Annotated in this window: 16 protein-coding genes; 11 read left to right on the top strand and 5 right to left on the bottom strand. The window is 29.9% G+C overall.

Annotated elements, in window-relative coordinates; translation table 11 throughout:
- The first annotated feature begins 237 nt into the window (after positions 1-237).
- Positions 238-885: an OmpA family protein gene (locus FVE75_RS06955; protein WP_147005838.1), complete on the top strand. Its 648-nt coding sequence runs from the start codon at positions 238-240 to the stop codon at positions 883-885.
- A gap of 190 nt (positions 886-1,075) precedes the next feature.
- On the top strand, positions 1,076-1,894 hold the full coding sequence (locus tag FVE75_RS06950; protein WP_147005837.1) for an oligoendopeptidase: 819 nt from the start codon (positions 1,076-1,078) through the stop codon (positions 1,892-1,894).
- 350 nt (positions 1,895-2,244) lie between these two features.
- On the opposite strand, the gene proC is transcribed toward FVE75_RS06950, so the two are convergent.
- The 5 genes from proC to FVE75_RS06925 form a co-directional block, all read right to left on the bottom strand.
- Entirely contained in the window at positions 2,245-3,048 is an 804-nt protein-coding gene (gene proC / locus FVE75_RS06945) for a pyrroline-5-carboxylate reductase (protein ID WP_147005836.1), read from the bottom strand.
- Between the two features lie 71 nt (positions 3,049-3,119).
- Complete coding sequence (locus tag FVE75_RS06940) at positions 3,120-3,707, bottom strand: cob(I)yrinic acid a,c-diamide adenosyltransferase (protein WP_147005835.1); 588 nt, start codon at positions 3,705-3,707, stop codon at positions 3,120-3,122.
- Between the two features lie 113 nt (positions 3,708-3,820).
- The gene (gene rlmD, locus FVE75_RS06935; RefSeq protein WP_147005834.1) at positions 3,821-5,239 is read right to left on the bottom strand and encodes a 23S rRNA (uracil(1939)-C(5))-methyltransferase RlmD; all 1,419 of its coding nucleotides are present in this window, start codon (positions 5,237-5,239) and stop codon (positions 3,821-3,823) included.
- Between the two features lie 12 nt (positions 5,240-5,251).
- On the bottom strand, positions 5,252-6,466 hold the full coding sequence (locus FVE75_RS06930) for a M20 metallopeptidase family protein (RefSeq protein WP_147005833.1): 1,215 nt from the start codon (positions 6,464-6,466) through the stop codon (positions 5,252-5,254).
- Between the two features lie 174 nt (positions 6,467-6,640).
- Positions 6,641-7,393 (bottom strand): RNA polymerase subunit sigma, encoded by a 753-nt coding sequence (locus FVE75_RS06925; RefSeq protein WP_147005832.1) that lies wholly within the window; start codon positions 7,391-7,393, stop codon positions 6,641-6,643.
- Positions 7,394-7,662: 269 nt separating this feature from the next.
- Here FVE75_RS06925 and FVE75_RS06920 point away from each other — a divergent pair, with 269 nt between their 5' ends.
- The 9 genes from FVE75_RS06920 (at position 7,663) to FVE75_RS06880 (ending at position 17,992) form a co-directional block, all read left to right on the top strand.
- Positions 7,663-8,358 carry an alpha/beta hydrolase-fold protein gene (locus FVE75_RS06920; protein ID WP_147005831.1) on the top strand — a complete coding sequence of 232 codons (696 nt, stop codon included), beginning with the start codon at positions 7,663-7,665 and terminating at the stop codon, positions 8,356-8,358.
- A 511-nt stretch (positions 8,359-8,869) separates the two neighbouring features.
- Positions 8,870-9,523 carry an L-fuculose-phosphate aldolase gene (locus FVE75_RS06915; protein ID WP_147005830.1) on the top strand — a complete coding sequence of 218 codons (654 nt, stop codon included), beginning with the start codon at positions 8,870-8,872 and terminating at the stop codon, positions 9,521-9,523.
- A 9-nt stretch (positions 9,524-9,532) separates the two neighbouring features.
- Positions 9,533-10,990: a rhamnulokinase gene (locus FVE75_RS06910; protein WP_172618795.1), complete on the top strand. Its 1,458-nt coding sequence runs from the start codon at positions 9,533-9,535 to the stop codon at positions 10,988-10,990.
- Complete coding sequence (locus FVE75_RS06905) at positions 10,991-12,499, top strand: sugar ABC transporter ATP-binding protein (protein ID WP_147005828.1); 1,509 nt, start codon at positions 10,991-10,993, stop codon at positions 12,497-12,499.
- Positions 12,486-13,415, top strand: coding sequence for an ABC transporter permease (locus tag FVE75_RS06900; protein WP_147005827.1), 930 nt, complete (start codon positions 12,486-12,488; stop codon positions 13,413-13,415). Before FVE75_RS06905 ends, FVE75_RS06900 begins: the two co-directional genes overlap by 14 nt.
- A 25-nt stretch (positions 13,416-13,440) precedes the next feature.
- Entirely contained in the window at positions 13,441-14,427 is a 987-nt protein-coding gene (locus FVE75_RS06895; protein ID WP_147005826.1) for an ABC transporter substrate-binding protein, read from the top strand.
- A 24-nt stretch (positions 14,428-14,451) separates the two neighbouring features.
- A complete protein-coding gene (locus FVE75_RS06890) occupies positions 14,452-16,236 on the top strand; it encodes an L-fucose isomerase (RefSeq protein ID WP_147005825.1) in 1,785 nt (594 codons plus the stop codon).
- Between the two features lie 27 nt (positions 16,237-16,263).
- On the top strand, positions 16,264-16,689 hold the full coding sequence (locus FVE75_RS06885; protein WP_147005824.1) for an RbsD/FucU family protein: 426 nt from the start codon (positions 16,264-16,266) through the stop codon (positions 16,687-16,689).
- A 283-nt stretch (positions 16,690-16,972) separates the two neighbouring features.
- Positions 16,973-17,992, top strand: coding sequence for a LacI family DNA-binding transcriptional regulator (locus tag FVE75_RS06880; RefSeq protein WP_147005823.1), 1,020 nt, complete (start codon positions 16,973-16,975; stop codon positions 17,990-17,992).
- Positions 17,993-18,183 lie beyond the last annotated feature (191 nt).

Raw genomic sequence — 18,183 nt, 5'->3', positions numbered from 1 at the left:
TTGATTTTAAAACAGGGACAGGAATGAATTTGTTCCTGTTTTTTATTTAAAAACTATATCCTTTTTTCAAAAAATCTAAAGTTTTTATTCTAAAAATTTAAAATTTATCAATTTTTTTCACTAAAGCATTTAATTTCTCAAGATAAAATATTTTCAAAGTGAAAATAAACTTAAATAATAGAATAATATAGTACAATATATTGAAAATAAATATTTTCTTATTAAGGAGGAGTCAATATGAAAAAAGTATTAGCAATTATTCTGTTATCATTATTAACAGTAATTTCTTGTACAACTGCTACTGATGGAACAAGAAAAGTTAGTAAAACTGGAGTTGGAGCAGGAATTGGAGCAGCAGCAGGAGCTGTAATCGGACAAGTTATTGGAAAAGATACAAAAGGTACATTAATTGGTACAGCTGGAGGAGCCGCAGTTGGAGCAGCTATTGGAAATATATTTGATAGACAGGAAAAAGAATTAAGAAATAAATTAAAAGGAACAGGAGTGGATGTAAAAAGAACTGGAGAAGGTGAAATCAAATTGACAGCACCTGAAAACATTACTTTTGATTTAAATAGCTACGTAATTAAGCCACAATTTAAAAATACGTTGGATTCAGTAGCAACAGTATTAAAAACTTATCCTGACTCAACAATTGTAGTTTCAGGACATACAGACACAACAGGAAATGATGCAATTAACAATCCACTTTCTGTAAATCGTGCAAATTCAGTAGAATCTTACCTTGAGTCACAAGGTATTTCAAGCTCAAGAATAACTTCACGTGGTTATGGAAGTAAACAGCCAATTGCAAGTAACGCAACAGAAGCTGGAAGAGCTCAAAATAGAAGAGTAGAAATTGCTATAATCGCAAATCAACAATAATCTTTAAAAATTTTTAGGGGTTTTTTCAAATTAAATTTTGAATTAACTCCTTTTTTACGAAGTTTTAAAATGATAGGTAGTATTTTTGAGGTTCAAAAAAATATATATAAAGAAATAACTTGGCTATAGATTAGCCTAATTTTTTACTCTCGTTTTAAACTAAAATTACTATAAAATTTAGGAGATTTTTATGGGAAAAAATATATTATTAAAATTTATGCTGTTAATTGGAATTTTGCTAAGTTTCACATTAAATGCTGGAAATAAAGAAAGTTTTAACAATTTTGAGAAATTTTCATTTAGGATGTCAAATAATCCAGATTATATAAGCTACAGAATAATATCAGGAAATGGGGATAAATATCCTGTTCAGCTAAATGTGGGAAACTATCTGTCTTTTATGCCTTCAAGATATGCTGCAATCAATGTTTATGAATTTTTATCTGATACGTTGAAAAAAGATTTTAAAATTATAAAGGTAAATAAAAAAGGAAAAATAACAGATCAATCTAAAATTATAAAATATTCTTCAAACGATTTTTTTCTAAACTATAAAGATAACGTGGATTTTGAGAAGGCTGAACTAAAGTCGCTAGGAATGGTGTTTGCAGGAGTAAAAAATGTAGGAACAGGAGAATACAAAATAACTGCTTATGGGAACAAGGGAATTTCTGGAGGAATAGACAGTAAAGGGCTAAATTGGTTAAACTTGGCATTTATTCCCACAAATTCAGCATTTTATATAAAAATGACAGGCGATAAAAATTTGGTGTGGAGTCCAAATCGTGACTATAACAGTATTCAATATACATTTTCAGTTGAGAAAGGAAAAGTAGTGGCAGTGGATAAAAAAGGGAAACATTATTTAACTATTTATCAAAAGGATAACTCTCTATTTGTAGATATGGCGAAATATAATCTTGAATTTCGTGTAAATCAGTCTGAAAATCAGTTGGAATATTGGATAAATCATAAATTAAAATATGTGGAAAAATATCAGATTATATAAAAGAAAATTTATACTATTTTTCATCTAAATAGCAAATGTTTAATAAATTTTGAATTGTATACTATTTTCTAATGGGATTTAGTATTGGATTATTCTGTTTAATATAAGTTTTTACTATTTTTATTATGTTTTTTCTTTATTTTCGCAGGATTGCTCATTGCCGCAAATCCTTATCTTACAGTAAAGGTTTATACTGAGAATCTCTGTTGGTTTATTAACAGAAAAAAATTATATTTTACTTATTTTTAAATATTAGGTTTTTATCTTTTATTGGAAAAGTTTGTAATAAATTCATTATTTAAATAGGGTTTAGTGTTAAAATATTTATAAATATAATAAAAAAGGGGATTTTACTCCCCTGCCATTTCTTTAGACTTTTCCGTACAAGCCTTAACGGCTTCCATTACAGTTCCTCTAAATTTACCATCTTCCAGTACTTTCAAGGCGGCAATTGTAGTTCCTCCTGGAGAAGTTACCTCATCTTTCAAAATTCCTGGATGTTTTTTTGTTTCAAGCATCATTTTGGCTGAACCTAACACCGTTTGGGCAATAATTTCATAAGCCCTGTCCCTTGGCATTCCTTCCAGTACCCCGCCATCCGCAAGAGCTTCCATAAATACGTAAACATAGGCTGGTAAAGAGCCACTAATTCCTGTATAGGCATGCATAAGTTTTTCCTCAACTTCAATGCTTTTTCCAAAACTATTCAGTAATTTAAAAATCATACTTTTTTCATTTTCCTGAATGTTATGATTAAAAGAAACTGCCGTCATTCCTTCCATCACTTGAGCAGGCGTGTTTGGCATAGTTCTAATAACTTTTTTGTCAGTTCCAATAATATTTTCAATAAAACCAATGCTAATTCCAGCAGCAATTGATAAAACAATAGTTTTTTCTGACAAGTCATCTTTTATTTTATCCAGTACTTTTGGAATAATATTTGGTTTTACAGAAAGGATGAGAATATCGCTTTCTTTTGTAAGTTCGTTTTCATTTTCTGCTTTTTTTACACCGTACTCTTTTGATAATTCTTGAATTTTTTCCTTGTTTAAATCAAAAATAGCTATATTTTTATTTTCAAGAAAGTTTGAAGATGTAACGCCTTTCAATATAGAGCTTCCCATATTTCCTGCTCCAATAATTCCTAATTTCATTAAATTTTTCTCCTTATTATGATATTAAAAAAATTATTCTAGAAATTTTAAAATTCTAATTTAAATACACACTATTTGCTATTTCTAAAAATTTTTGCACTTCTTTTATAGATAGTTTCGTTATTTCCTAATTTTAGATTTGTAAGGCATGCTACTACAAAGAAATAGTCAGAAAGTCTATTGATATATTGAAGTCCAACTTTATTTATTCCTTCATTTGCTTCAATTACAGCAATCATTTTTCGTTCCAAGCTACGAGTGCTTGTCCTCATAAGATGAAACATGCTTGACATTCTGCTTCCTCCAGGAATTACAAAACATTCTAATTTAGGCAATTGTGGAATATATTCATCCATTCTTTCCTCAAGCCATTTCACATCATTAATTGTTTGCTTATATTCTCGCAATCCATCAGGAGTCGCAAGGTCACTTCCACAGTCAAAAAGCTGCTGCTGTATATTTTCACATTCTTCACGTATCTTTCCAAGTACATCATTCAGCTTTTCATCTTCACGAATTTCAGCAATAATTACTCCAAGTAATGAACAAACTTCATCCATCGTTCCATATGCTTCTACTCTAACATGAGTCTTGCTGACTCTTTGTCCTCCATAAAGTCTTGTAAAACCTTCATCACCATATTTTGTGTATATTTTCATAAATATCAACTTCCTTTTCTTGATTTTTAATAAAGTTTATAAATAATTTATTAATAAGTTTCGCACTTTTTCTAAATATCTCAATTTTTTAATTAAAAATTTCAAAAATCCCTTTAAATATCGTATTTTTCCAATAATCCCACTACTTCAATATGCCCAGTCTGCGGGAACATATCCACAGGAGTAACTTTCGTTAATAAATACCCATTTTCAGCTAAAATCTTCACATCTCGTGCAAAAGTGGCAGGATTGCAGGAAATATAGACAATTTTTTCGATTTTATTCTGTATAACACTCTTTAATGCTGATTCTTCGATTCCTCGTCTTGGTGGGTCAAAAACTATTGCTCCGACATTTTCTCTCTTCAAAATTTTTGGCAGTTCCTTCTCCACTTTTCCATTTACAAATTCTACATTTTGAATGGAGTTTTCACAAGAAGTCAGTTTTGCAGCGAGTGTTGAACTTTCTACACTTTCAATTCCAATAACCTTCTTTATATTTTTTGAAAGCATCATTGCGATTGTTCCTGTTCCAGAAAATGCGTCAATTACTGTTTTTTCGTAGATTTTATCAATATTTTTATTTTCTTCATTCAAAAAGTTTATTGCAGCATCGTAAAGTTTTAGTGCCTGTTTTTTATTAATTTGGAAAAATGAATTTGGATAAATCTTGAATTTTAATCCTTCCATTTCCTCTTCCAAATACTGGCTTCCAAATAAATGGACATTTTTACCTAAAATTACGTTATTCTGTTCAGTTTTTACAGAAATATAGATTGATTTTATGCAGTCATTTTCATCATACATTTCTTCCAGTACTTTTGAAAGCTGATTATACTGCGAATTTTTATTTACGACAACAACTATCATAACTTCATCTTTTTCATTATTTCTAATCATTATCTGCTTCAAAAATCCAGTATTGTTCACTTCATTAAAAACTTTAAATTCCTTTTTTGTACCTGCAAAACTATTTATTTTCTGCAAAAATTTATCAATAATTATTTTGGCAATTTCTGACTTTAGAAGACTTTCTTTAGCCGAAAATACATTGTGGGACTTTCTTGAATAAAATCCTGTCTGAATAATCCCATTCTTTTTGAAAAAAGGTTCAGCTGTCTTGTTTCTATAATTAATTTTTTTATCACTTCCAATAATTTTACTAATTTTTATCTTTTCCAAATCAATTTCAGCAATCTTTGTCAACACTTCTTCAAGCATTTTATCCTTATATTCAAGCTGTTTCTCGTATTTAAGCATTCCAAAATCACAGCCATCAAAATCCTCAAAACTAATTTTGGACAAATCCTCAATCCTGTCCTTTGATGGTTCAATTATCCTAGTTATAAGCCCTCTTGCATACGACTTTTTCACCGAAATAATTTCCACTTCCAATTTATCTCCTGGCACACTCATCGGTACAAATACTGCAAATCCATCAATTCTCCCAAGTCCTTCCCCACCAAATACTATTTTTTCTATCTCAATTTCCAGTTTTTGTCCAATTTTATAATTATTTTTTATTTTATTCATCTCATTCCTTTTTTATTTCAAATATTCTAAAATATTTTTCAATTGCAACCCCATTCCTATTTTTAAACTTTCCTCATCAATATTAAATTTTGGATGATGCAAATCGTAAATTAAGCCTTTTTCTTCCACTCTTGTTCCTAGTCTGAAAAAACATCCAGGGGTTTCATTTAGAAAATAACTAACATCTTCAACATCCATTCTAGGCTGTTTTATTAATTCCAGAGCATTTTCACCGTATAAGTCGACAATATTATTTTCTACTTTTTTTGTCATTTTTTCGTTGTTAATTACAGGAGCATAGCCACGCTTAATATCAACATTTATTGTTCCGCCTAGTGATTCTACAAATTTAGGCAGGTCTTTTTCAAGTGTTTCGATTATAAATGTTCTTGTTTCTTCGGACATTGTTCTTGCAGTTCCTTTCATTTCCACTTTATCGCAGACTACATTATCAGCAAAGCCTCCATTGAATGCTCCGATTGTAATTACAGATTCTTCTCTTGGATCAATTCTTCTGCTAACTATTGACTGCAAGAATTCCATAACTTTTGCTCCAATTAAGATTGCGTCAATTCCTTTGTGAGGCAATGCGGCGTGAGCAGAAGTACCATTTATTGTAAGGTGTATTCTTGCTGATGAAGCGTGTGCTTTTCCATACTTTATCCCAATTTTTCCAAGTTCTATTTCTGGAGCCATGTGTAATGCAAAAAAGGCATCTATTTTTCGAATTGTATCATTTTCAAATTTTAATGCTCCATTTTTTATCATTCTATCAGCACCACCAGTTGTTTCTTCTGCTGGCTGAAAGAAAAATCTCACAGTTCCATGCCATTTATCCTTGTTATCTGCCAAAATCTTTGCTACTCCAAGCTGGATAGTTGTATGTGCATCATGTCCGCAAGCATGCATTTTACCAATGTTTTTTGATTTGTATTCAACTTCATTTTCTTCAAAAATTGGCAATGCATCAATATCCGCACGAGTCGCAACTGTCTTGTTTTCCATATTTTCCTTATCATTATAAATTGTCGCAACCACTCCAGTATTTATAATTTCAAAAAATTCAATCCCATTTTCTTCCAAAAATTTCTTTATTAATTTGCTCGTTTCAATTTCTTCATCCCCAAGTTCAGGATTTTCGTGAATAGTTCGTCTAATCTTTACCATTTCATCATAAATTTTATCAACATTTTCTTTTATAAACTCGTTAATTTTAAGCAATTCCATTTTTCCCTCATCCCTTTCTAAATCTCTGTTTTTTTATAATTTTATTATATCAAAAAATATTGCCTTTGTAAATTTTTGAAAAATAAATGATAATATTTTAAATTGTAATGTAATTACATAAATTGTAATACTAATTACGGCATCAAATTTATAGTGTAAATTTTTATTATAGATTTACCATTCATTTACATAATATAAAAGAGCAAGCCTAATTTGTGTTAAAAGCTCTTCCGAAAGGTTATCGTATTCAATTTCAAGCCCTTTTTTATGTGTATAATAAGGAGGGCTGTCATTCCAGGATCCCATTCCACCAAAAACATTAGAAATTTTGGCTGAATAAAAAAGTCTTGCATTTATTTTGGGTATTTTGAAAAGAGTTTCTCCATAAAAAGTATTTCTTATATTTTCAAAACTTTCACCATTTAAAATGCTAAAAGCTTTTCTAAAGATATTTCCAAAATTTGGAAAATTAATTTTATCAGCTAAAATAGCTATTCTATTCAATACCTCTTTAAAATTTTCGGTATTATCATAAAATTTAGGTTTTGATTTTAGAGGAAGTTTCCATTCATGTTCTGTGTAAATAATATACCATTCATTATTGTAATCTTCCCATTTTGGAGTAAAATAAGTAACTAATTTATTGTCAAAAAAGCAAACTATACTAGCTTGACTTATATTAGTAAAATTAAGAGAATCACTATCTTTTATAGGTAGAGGAATTAAGAACTTAATATTTTGTAATCCTCTATCAATACAATAATCAAACCATTCTTCAATACTTTTAGCCTTATATTTTTTATTATTAAAAATATGAAAGTAGCTTTTTTCGTAATATACAGGTTTATATTTAATTCTGCTTCTTTTTTTTAAAGCACTTTTAGTAGCCAGAACAATATTACATATTTGCGCTATTTCACCATTCATAAAATTAACCTCCATCTTATATTATCTGTTATTTTATTTTTTATTGTATAACAAATCTAAAGTCATAAAATAAACAAAATTTTTACTGTATAATTTATTTTACTACAATTTCGAAAAAAATTAAATATATGTACTTAAAGAAAAAAACTATAATAATATCATAGAGAAATTTAAATAAAATTTCTTAAATATATGCTATAATTAAGTATATTAATCAAAATTTATTTGAAATAGATTTAATATTCAAAAAATATTAAAAAGGAGCTGTTATGAAAAAATTAAATTTAAGAATAGAAGAAAAAGAGTGTATTTTGTATATAAAAGAAAACAAAAACCCAGACTACATTTTAATACAGCCTGTAGACGAAAATGATATCAAAGTTCTAGATAATGAGGTTAAATATATTTCTGAAAATACAAATAAAAATTTTAGTCTTGTTGCATTTAAAATAAATGACTGGAACAGCGAACTGACTCCGTGGGAGATGCCACTTCTTCGTGGAAAAGGAAACTTTGGAAATGGAGCCGATAAAACGTTGAAGTTTATAAAGGAAAAATTAATTCCAAGTTTGGTAGAATTTATGGATATTCAAGATAAGAGTGTGAAATATATTTTAGGCGGATATTCTCTTGCTGGATTATTTTCTCTGTGGAGTGGTTATGAAACTAATACTTTTTATGGAGTAGCAGGCGTTTCTCCTTCTGTGTGGTATGAGGGCTGGATAGATTTTGTAAGAAATGCTGAACTAAAGGCAAATAATGTATATCTGAGCCTTGGAAAACTGGAAGAAACTTCTAAACATAAAATATTAGCTAAAATTGGTGACAATATAAGGGAGTATTCTGAAATATTGAAAAATTCTGGAATTGAAAAAAGTATTTTGGAATGGAATGAGGGAAATCATTTTAATGATTCAGATATACGAACTGGAAAAGGATTTGTTTGGATTTTAGAAAATTGTTAATTTTATTAATTTATAATTTAAATAAGTTGAATAGTTCAAATCCCCTAAAGGTAGAGGCAGATGTGAAATTCGAGATTTTTCGACTATCTAGTTAATCTGTAAATAATATACATAATAACTAGAAGTCTAATAAGTTCATCGCTATTCACTGCTCTAAACCTGCTTGATATGTAATTTGGGCATTGGGATACCCAAATTCAAAATAAGGAACAGTTGCTTTTTTTATACCCAAAAGTGGCAACTTATATTGACGGAGATAGAAATAAAGCGGAAATTTAAGCACAAATAATTAAATATAAAAAAGTGATGTTTAGAAAATTAAATCAAAACATCATTTTTTATTAAAAAAAAGTGAGAAAGGGTATTGACTTTTTTAAAAAATAGGTTATATTACTAGTAAGATATATATAGGAACGTTCTCATATACTTAAATCCAATAGATTATAATAATCATCAGTTATGTAACTGAAATATATAAAGGGAACGTTCCCATAGATAGGAGGAGAAAATTATGATTCTTGAAAAAGAAAGAGAACAGGTAATTGAATGTTCTCTTAAATTATTAAGTGAAGGGCTGACAAATGGGACAGCAGGCAATGTAAGTATTTTTAACAGGAAAAAAGGCTTAGTTGCAATAAGTCCTACTGGAGTGAACTATTCAGAATTAACTCCAGAAATGATTTCGGTCGTTGATTTGAACGGAAAGCTTATTGAAGGTTTAAAACCGTCAAGCGAATTGGAAATGCACATGATTTTGTATAGAAACCGTGAAGATGTAAATGCCGTTATACATACCCATCCAGTGTATACAACAGTATTGGCATGCTTAAGAGAAGATTTACCAGCAATTGATTATATGATTGCTGTTACAGGAGCAACAAAAGTAAGATGTGCAGAATATGCTTCGTATGGAACAAAGGAACTGGCTGAAAATGCCTATAAGGCAATGGGAAGCAGTCTTGCAGTAATACTCGCAAACCATGGATTGACAACAGCTGGAAAAGATATAGCAAATGCTTTCAATATAACAGTTCAGGTAGAGTATATCTCTAATTTGTATATAAAGGCGAGAAATATAGGAGAACCTATTATATTACCTGATAACGAAATGAACAGCATGCTTGAGAGATTTAAAACATACGGACAAATAAAATCTATAAAGTAGGTGATTGCATTGGGAAAAAAAGCAGTTCTGGCATTTGATTACGGAGCTTCGTCAGGAAGATTGGTTTTGGGTATTTTAAATGAGGATACTAAGAAAATAGAATTGAAGGAAATGCACAGATTTAAAAATTGCTCTGTTAAATTAAATCAATATGAATATTGGGATTTTCCTTATTTGTATAATGAATTAAAAGAAGGTTTAAAAAAAGTATTTGCAAAAGAAAGTATTGTTAATAACGAAAATATAGAGGTTCTAGGATTAGGTGTAGATACTTGGGGAGTAGATTACGGATGGATTGATGAAAGAGGAGAATTATTGTCGCTTCCTATATGTTATAGAGATGCGAGAACGGAAGAAGTTTTTGAAGAAGTTCACAGTAAAGTTTCTCTTGAAGAAATATTTAATGAAACAGGAGTGCAGTTTTATTCTTTTAATTCAATTTATCAAATATTTTATGATATACATAAAAGAAAAGTTCTTGAAAAAGGAGCAAAACAGCTTCAATTTATGCCAAATTTATTTGCATATTTTCTTACAGGAAAAAAATCATGGGAATATACAATCAGTTCCACTAGCGGAATGGTAAATATTGATAATAAGAAATGGAGCAAAAAAATATTTGAAAAGTTGGATATTCCTGAAAGCATTGTTGGAGATATAGAACATGGAGGTCAAGTTCTTGCACCATTGAAGGAAACTATTCAGAAAGAACTAGGAATAAAACCTTTGAATGTAATCTTGACTTCATCTCATGATTCAGCAGCCGCAATAGCAGGAGCACCGTTAGTAGAAAATTCTTTATATGTAATAAACGGAACATGGTCAATAATTGGTTTTGAATCAGATGTTCCCGTTGTAAATGAAGAAGCTTTTAAAAATAATATTGTAAATGAAGGCGGAATAGAAAAAAAAGCAAGAGTGCTGAAAATGATACCAGGTTTGTGGATACTGCAGCAGCTGAAAAAAATATTTAATGAAAAAAATCTTGATATAGATTATTCAGATTTTGGAAATATGGCTAAGAAATCAAACTTGATTTCATTTGTTGATTTAGAAAATGAAAGATTTTTACACGCTGAAAAGATGGACATTGAAATAAAAGAATATTGCAGGGAAACTGGGCAAGAAGTTCCAGAGACAGATGAAGATTTACTAAGAGTAGCATACAACAGCTTAAAGAAACAGTACAATAAGAGTATAAAGGAACTAGAAAAACTGGTTGGAAATGAATTTACTTCAATTATAGCAATTGGAGGAGGAATACAGGATAAATTCCTATGTCAGGAAATTTCAGATGAAACAAATAGAGTAATTAAGGCAGGACCAATAGAAGCATCAGCATTTGGAAATATAATAACACAGTTTATCGCTCTTGGACTTGTTAAGAATTTAGAAGAAGGAAGAGAAATTGTAAAAAATTCTGTAGAAATAATAGAATATAAATCTAAAAGAAAGGAGGAAAAATAAATGGCTGAAAAAATACTGGAAATGAAAAATATAGTTAAAACTTTTCCAGGAGTAAAAGCTCTGGATCATGCTTACATTGATTTGTATGCTGGAGAAGTAAATGCTTTTCTAGGAGAAAACGGTGCTGGGAAGTCAACATTAATGAAGGTTCTTACCGGAGTATATCAAAAGGATGAAGGTGAGATAATTTACAATGGAAAAAGTGTAAATTTTAAAAATCCTAAAGAAGCGCAGGAAAATGGAATAAGTATAATTTATCAGGAATTTAACCTGCTGCCTCATCTTTCAGTTGCAGACAATATATTTATTACAAGAGAATTCCAAGGAATGAAAGGGATTGTAAATGAGGCTAAACAAAATGAAGAAGCTCAAAAAATTCTGAATCAGCTAGGATTAAAAATATCACCTGAAGAAAAGGTAATGAATTTAAGTGTAGCGGAACAACAAATGGTGGAAATAGCAAAAGCACTTTCAACACATGCAAAAATATTGATTATGGATGAACCGACTGCAGCTCTTACAGATAGGGAAATTGAAAAACTTTTTGAAGTCATTGAAAATCTTAAAAAGGATGGTGTAGGTATAATTTATATTTCACATAGGATGGAAGAACTTAAAATAATTGCAGATAGAGCAACAGTAATGAGGGATGGTAAATATATAGACACTGTAAATTATAAGGATACAACGAATGATGATTTAATAAAACTGATGGTAGGTAGAGATATAACTGAACAATATCCTGCAAGAAATGTTGAAATTGGTGAAGCTTTGCTAGAAGTTGAAGATTTGTCATATAAAAAACATGTAAAGGCAATAAATTTCTCAGTTAAAAAAGGAGAAATTTTAGGTGTTGCAGGATTAATGGGATCTGGAAGAACAGAAATGGCAAAAGTTATTTTTGGAGCCTATGAAAAATCAGGTGGAAAAGTCTTCATGGAGGGGAAAGAGGTACATATAAAAAATCCTAAGGAAGCAATAAAGTTAGGTATCGCATATTTGACAGAGGACAGAAAAAAAGATGGACTTTTTCTTAATTTATCAATAGAAGACAATATTATGATTGCAAATTTAAATTTAGTATCAGATAAATCAGTCTTAAACAAAGATAAATCTGAAAATATAACAAAGAAATACATAGAAAAAATGAAAATAAAAACTCCATCAAAAGAACAATTCACAAAAAATCTGAGTGGAGGAAATCAGCAAAAGGTTATATTGGCAAGATGGCTTTGTCAAAATAAGAAAATAGTAATATTTGATGAGCCTACTAGAGGAATAGATGTAGGAGCGAAAAGAGAAGTTTATAATCTTATGAATGAACTAGTTGAAACAGGAGCAGGGATTATAATGATTTCATCTGAATTACCTGAAATACTTGGAATGAGTGATAGAGTAATGATTATGCATGAAGGGAAAATAGGTAATATAATAGATATAAAAGATGCAACAGAAGAAAGAATACTATATTTTGCGACAGGAGGAATAAATAAATATGAAAAAGAATAAAATAATGCAACAATTAGTTACATTTGCCAGTTTAATAATAATGATAATATTTTTCTCAATAACATCCAGTCAGTTTTTTTCAATAACAAATTTCATGACAATCGCTTTACAAACTGCTATTATTGGAATTATAGCTATAGGAATGACATTTGTAATAATAACAGGAGGTATTGATTTATCAGTAGGTTCCATTGTAGCCTTTTCAGGAGTTATAATGGGAATGGCAATGAAAGCTGGAATTCCTACAATTCTAGCAATAATTTTAGGATTAGTAAGTGGTATAGCATGTGGAATAATAAATGGACTATTAGTATCTAAAGCTAATTTACCTCCATTTATAACTACTTTAGGTTTAATGATGATTACTAGAGGGCTTGTATTGGCAATAACAAACGGAATTCCAGTTTCAGGATTAAACGATGGTTTTGATAAATTATCAGGTGGAACAGTATTAGGTATTCCAAATCCAGTAATTTATCTAATTATAATAACAGCAATATTTTCTTTTATACTTAAAAAAACAGTCATTGGAAAATATACTTATGCAGTTGGAAGTAACGAAGCCGCTTCAAAACTTTCAGGAGTAAATGTAGATAAAGTAAAATTATTTGTATATGGATTAAGTGGTTTTCTATGTGCTATTTCAGGAATCCTTCTTGCATCAAGACTAATTTCAGCACAACCTACTGAAGGAACAGGATATGAAATGGATGCCGTTGCTGCAGTAGTAATCGGTGGTGCAAGCCTTATGGGAGGTTCAGGATCAATTTTAGGAACAATACTAGGAGCTTTTATAATGAGTACATTGAAAAATGGACTTAATATGCTTAATGTATCAGGATTCTGGCAACAATTTGCCATAGGAGTAGTAGTGCTTGTGGCAGTATATATAGATAGTTTAAAAAATAAAAAATAAATTTAATTTAAAGGAGAGATTTCTTATGAAAAAGTTATTATTATTTTTAGTAGTATTTGCAGCGGTTCTTAGCTGTGGAAAAAGTGAAGACAAAAAAGATGCTGGATCAGGACAAGCTGCAAATTCTGGAGACAAAATTAAAATTGAATTGGTAAGTAAAGGTTATCAACATGAATTTTGGAGATCAGTAGAAGCAGGAGCTAAAAAAGCTGGAGAAGAATTAGGAGTAGAAGTAAACTTTATCGGGCCTGAAAAAGAAACTGAAATTGGTAAACAAGTAGGTATGGTTGAAAACGCAATTAACAAAAAAGTGTCTGCGTTAGGAATCGCAGCTCTTGACCCAGATGCATTGGCAGTAGTAGCAAAAAAAGCTATGGATGCAAAAATACCAGTTGTAACATTTGATTCAAATGTAAAAGGTGACATTACATCAAGTTTTATTGCGACAGATAATAAAGTTGCAGGAGCAATGGCTGGAGAACAACTAGCAAAACTTATAAACGGAAAAGGTAAAGTGGCAATAGTATCTCATAACCCTGGAACAACAACAGCTATAGAAAGAGAAGCTGGATTTAGGGAAGCGTTGGCAAAATATCCAGATATTAAAATATTAAATACACAATTTAGTGACGGGGATAAATCAAAAGCATTGGCAATAACTCTTGATATTATTAATGCAAATCCAGATATTGCAGGAATTTATGGAACAAACGAACCTTCTATTTTTGGTGTTGCTAAAGGAGTAGAAGAAAAAGGTCTAACTGGTAAAGTAGCTCTAGTAGGAATAGACTCATCTGAAGATTTAGCTAAATTCCTTGAAAAAGGAGTTATCTCAGGGCTAGTTATACAAGATCCTTACAATATGGGATATCAAACAGTACAACAATTGTATAAACTTTCAAAAGGTGAAAAAGTTGAAAAAAGAATAGACACAGGAGCAATTCTTGTAACTAAAGAAAATATAGGTAATGCAGATATTGTTAAAAAGATGTTTCCGTTTGGAAGAAAATAAATAAAGATTTAAGGAGTGATACTAATGAACAGATTAAGAGGAGAACTTCCTAAAGTAGGAATTCGACCTGTTATTGATGGAAGAAGAAACGGAGTTAGAGAATCTTTAGAAGAAAAAACAATGGGAATGGCAAAAAAACTTGCAGAACTAATTTCTTCCACATTAAGACATCCTAGTGGAGAACCAGTAGAATGCGTGATTTCTGATACAACAATTGGAGGATTTTCTGAAGCAGCAAAATGCAATCAGAAATTTAAAGATCAGAATGTAGGATTGTCAATAACTGTTACACCTTGCTGGTGCTATGGAAGTGAAACAATTGATATGACACCTGATATTCCAAAAGCAATTTGGGGATTTAATGGAACAGAAAGACCAGGAGCAGTTTATCTTGCAGCAGCATTGGCAGGACATGCACAACTAGGATTTCCTGCATTCGGAATTTATGGACACGATGTACAGGATTTATCTGATGATTCCATTCCTGACGATGTAAAAGAAAAATTACTGAAATTCACAAAAGCTGGATTGGCTGTTGCAACAATGAAGGATAAATCTTACTTATCTGTAGGTGGAGTTTCCATGGGTATAGCAGGATCTATGGTTAATAATGAATTTCTTTTGGACTACTTAGGAATTCGTCCTGAATTCAAAGATATGAGTGAAATTACTAGAAGAATACAAAATGAGATTTACGATAAGGAAGAATATGAAAAAGCATTGAAATGGGTCAAAGAGCATTGTAAAGAAGGATTAGATATAAATAAAGTTTCTAGAACAGAGGAAGTTAAAAATAAAGAATGGGAAACAGTTGTGAAAATGACTCTTATAATAAGAGATATGATGATTGGAAATCCTAAATTGGCTGAAATGGGATTTGTTGAAGAATCTGAAGGAAATAATGCAATAGTATCAGGTTTCCAAGGACAAAGACAATGGACAGATTTTATGCCTAATGGTGACTTTTCTGAGGCTATATTAAATTCATCTTTTGACTGGAATGGAATAAGACAAGCATTTACAGTTGCAACTGAAAATGATGCTTTAAATGGAATATCTATGCTGTTTGGACATCTTTTGACTGGAACTGCGCAAATATTTGCAGATGTTAGAACTTACTGGAGTCCAGAAGCTGTAGAAAGAGTTACAGGTAAAAAATTGACAGGAAAAGCTGAAAATGGAATAATTCACTTAATTAACTCAGGATCAGCTACGTTAGATGCAACTGGAGATCAAATAAGAGATGGTAAACGAGTTATGAAACCATACTGGGAAGTTACAGAAGAAGAAGTTAACAATGCTTTAAAATCTACAAGCTGGCCTGCTGCAGATTATGACTATTTCAGAGGTGGAGGATTCTCTTCATGCTTCCTTACAAAAGGAGAAATGCCTGTTACAATGTGCAGAATAAATCTTGTTAAAGGGCAAGGGCCTGTACTTCAAATTGCTGAAGGATATGCAATTGACATAGACAAAGATATTCATGAATCACTTGACAGTAGAACAAATCCAACTTGGCCAACAACTTGGTTTGCACCTATACTTACAGGTAAAGGAGCATTTAAAGATGTTTATTCTGTAATGAATAACTGGGGAGCAAATCACGGAGCAATATCTTATGGACATATAGGTGATGAACTTATAACATTAGCATCTATGCTTAGAATTCCAGTATGTATGCACAATGTAAATCCTGATAGAATATTCCGTCCTAAAGTTTGGGCAAGTTTTGGAGACATGAATGAAGAAGGTGCTGATTACAGAGCATGTGAAAATTTTGGACCAATTTATAAAAAAATAGGTAAATAGAAAATATCTAAATGAAGGAGTAAAAAAATGCTTAAAAATATACCTAAAAATTTAAGTCCAGAATTGCTTAAAATATTATGTGAAATGGGACACGGAGATGAAATTGTGATAGGAGATGGAAACTTTCCTGCTGCAAGTCATGCACAAAGACTTATCAGGTCAGATGCAAGCGGTGTAGCAGAACTTCTAGAATCAATACTAGAAATATTTCCCCTTGATACGTATGTAGAAAGTGCAGTTTCATTAATGAAAACAGGAAGCGAGTATGTAGGAGAACCTGAAGTATGGAGTGTTTATAGAAAAACTTTAGAAAAACATGAAGAATTTAAAGACTTTGAATTTGTAGAAAGATTTGAATTTTATGAAAGAGCAAAAAAGGCATACGCCATAATTGCTACATCTGAAGAAGCTATTTATGCAAATGTTATTTTAAAGAAAGGAATTATAAAATAACGTATAAATAACAAATATCAAAATAAGGGAACACGATTTTATAGATTTTTAAGCTTTAAATTTTAATCTTTAAATCGTGTTCTTTTTATAGATTACAATTATTAAATATTTTTTAATCATAGATTTTATAATATATTGCGACAAACCGAAAAAATAATTTTATTATATTCAAAAAATAAAAAATTCTAAACTGATATTTAATATTTAAATGGTAAAATATGATATAACATTTATTAATGATTGAAATAAAAAAATAATATTTATGATTTAAGGAAGTAATATAATGAAAATAGAAGAAATAGCTAAATTATCAGGATTTTCAAAATCAACAGTATCTCGTGTGATTTCAAATAATGGTTATGTTAGTAAAGAAACAAAAGAAAAAATATTAAAAATTATTGAAGAGGTAAATTATATACCAAATGGAATCGCCCGTTCCTTATCTAGCAATAAGTCAAATACAGTAGCTGTAATTATACCAGATATTCAAAATTCATATTTTGGAGATATAATAAAGGGAATTTCTAATATAATGGATAAAAATAATTTACATATGCTTGTTTACAGTACTGACGAAAATATAAAGAAAGAAAAAAAGGTATTTCAAAACGTAATTGAACAGAGACCAAGTGGTATTATACTTTCAATATCTCTTCAGCATCATAAAAAAAAGGATATAAAAGTATTGCTTGATTCAGGTATTCCTTTTGTTTTATTTGACAGACAAATTTTTGATGAAACTTTTACGGGAGTATTTTTTGATGATATAAAAGGTGGTTATTTAGCAACAGAAGCATTAATTAATTCAGGACATGAAAATATTGCGATAATTACAGGACCTTTTTCTACAACAAATGGATTAAATAGGTTAGAAGGATACAAAAAAGCAATGTTGGAAAAAAACAAAAAAATATCTGAAGAAAATATATATGAAGGGAATTTTCACTTTGATAGCGGATATGAAAACACAAAAAAAATTCTTGAAAAAAATAAGGAAATAACTGCAATCTTTATATGTAATAATGAAATGACTTTAGGAGCATTGCAGGCAATAAGAGAAAAAAATCTAAAAATACCCGATGACATAGCAATAGTATCCTATGACAATCATAAATATTTTGAAATATTAGGAATAAATATAAGTGCAATAAATAGAGACATAGAAGAAACAGGAATGGAAATAGCAAAACTTTTACTTGAAGAAATGAAAAATAGTAGTAGAAGTAAGAAAATAGTTATTGTATCTCCAACATTGACTCTCAGAAATTCAGAAAAATTAGTAAAAATTAAAGATAAAAAATAATAACGATAATGTAATTATATTTTTACTAAAAATCAAAATAAAATTGATGTAATAACTGTAACATATACAAGAATAATAACAGGAGAAGTTAAGGGGGAAATTATTTTTAACAAAGATAATAAAAAATATAAAGGAGAATAAATGAAAAAGTTAAAATTTACTCGAAACTTTAGGGAAATTAATTCAAAATG

It is taken from the genome of Leptotrichia hongkongensis (assembly GCF_007990635.1).
Classification (GTDB): domain Bacteria; phylum Fusobacteriota; class Fusobacteriia; order Fusobacteriales; family Leptotrichiaceae; genus Leptotrichia; species Leptotrichia hongkongensis.
The sequence above is the reverse complement of the archived record's forward strand: the minus strand, read 5'-3'. Positions and strand labels throughout refer to the sequence as shown.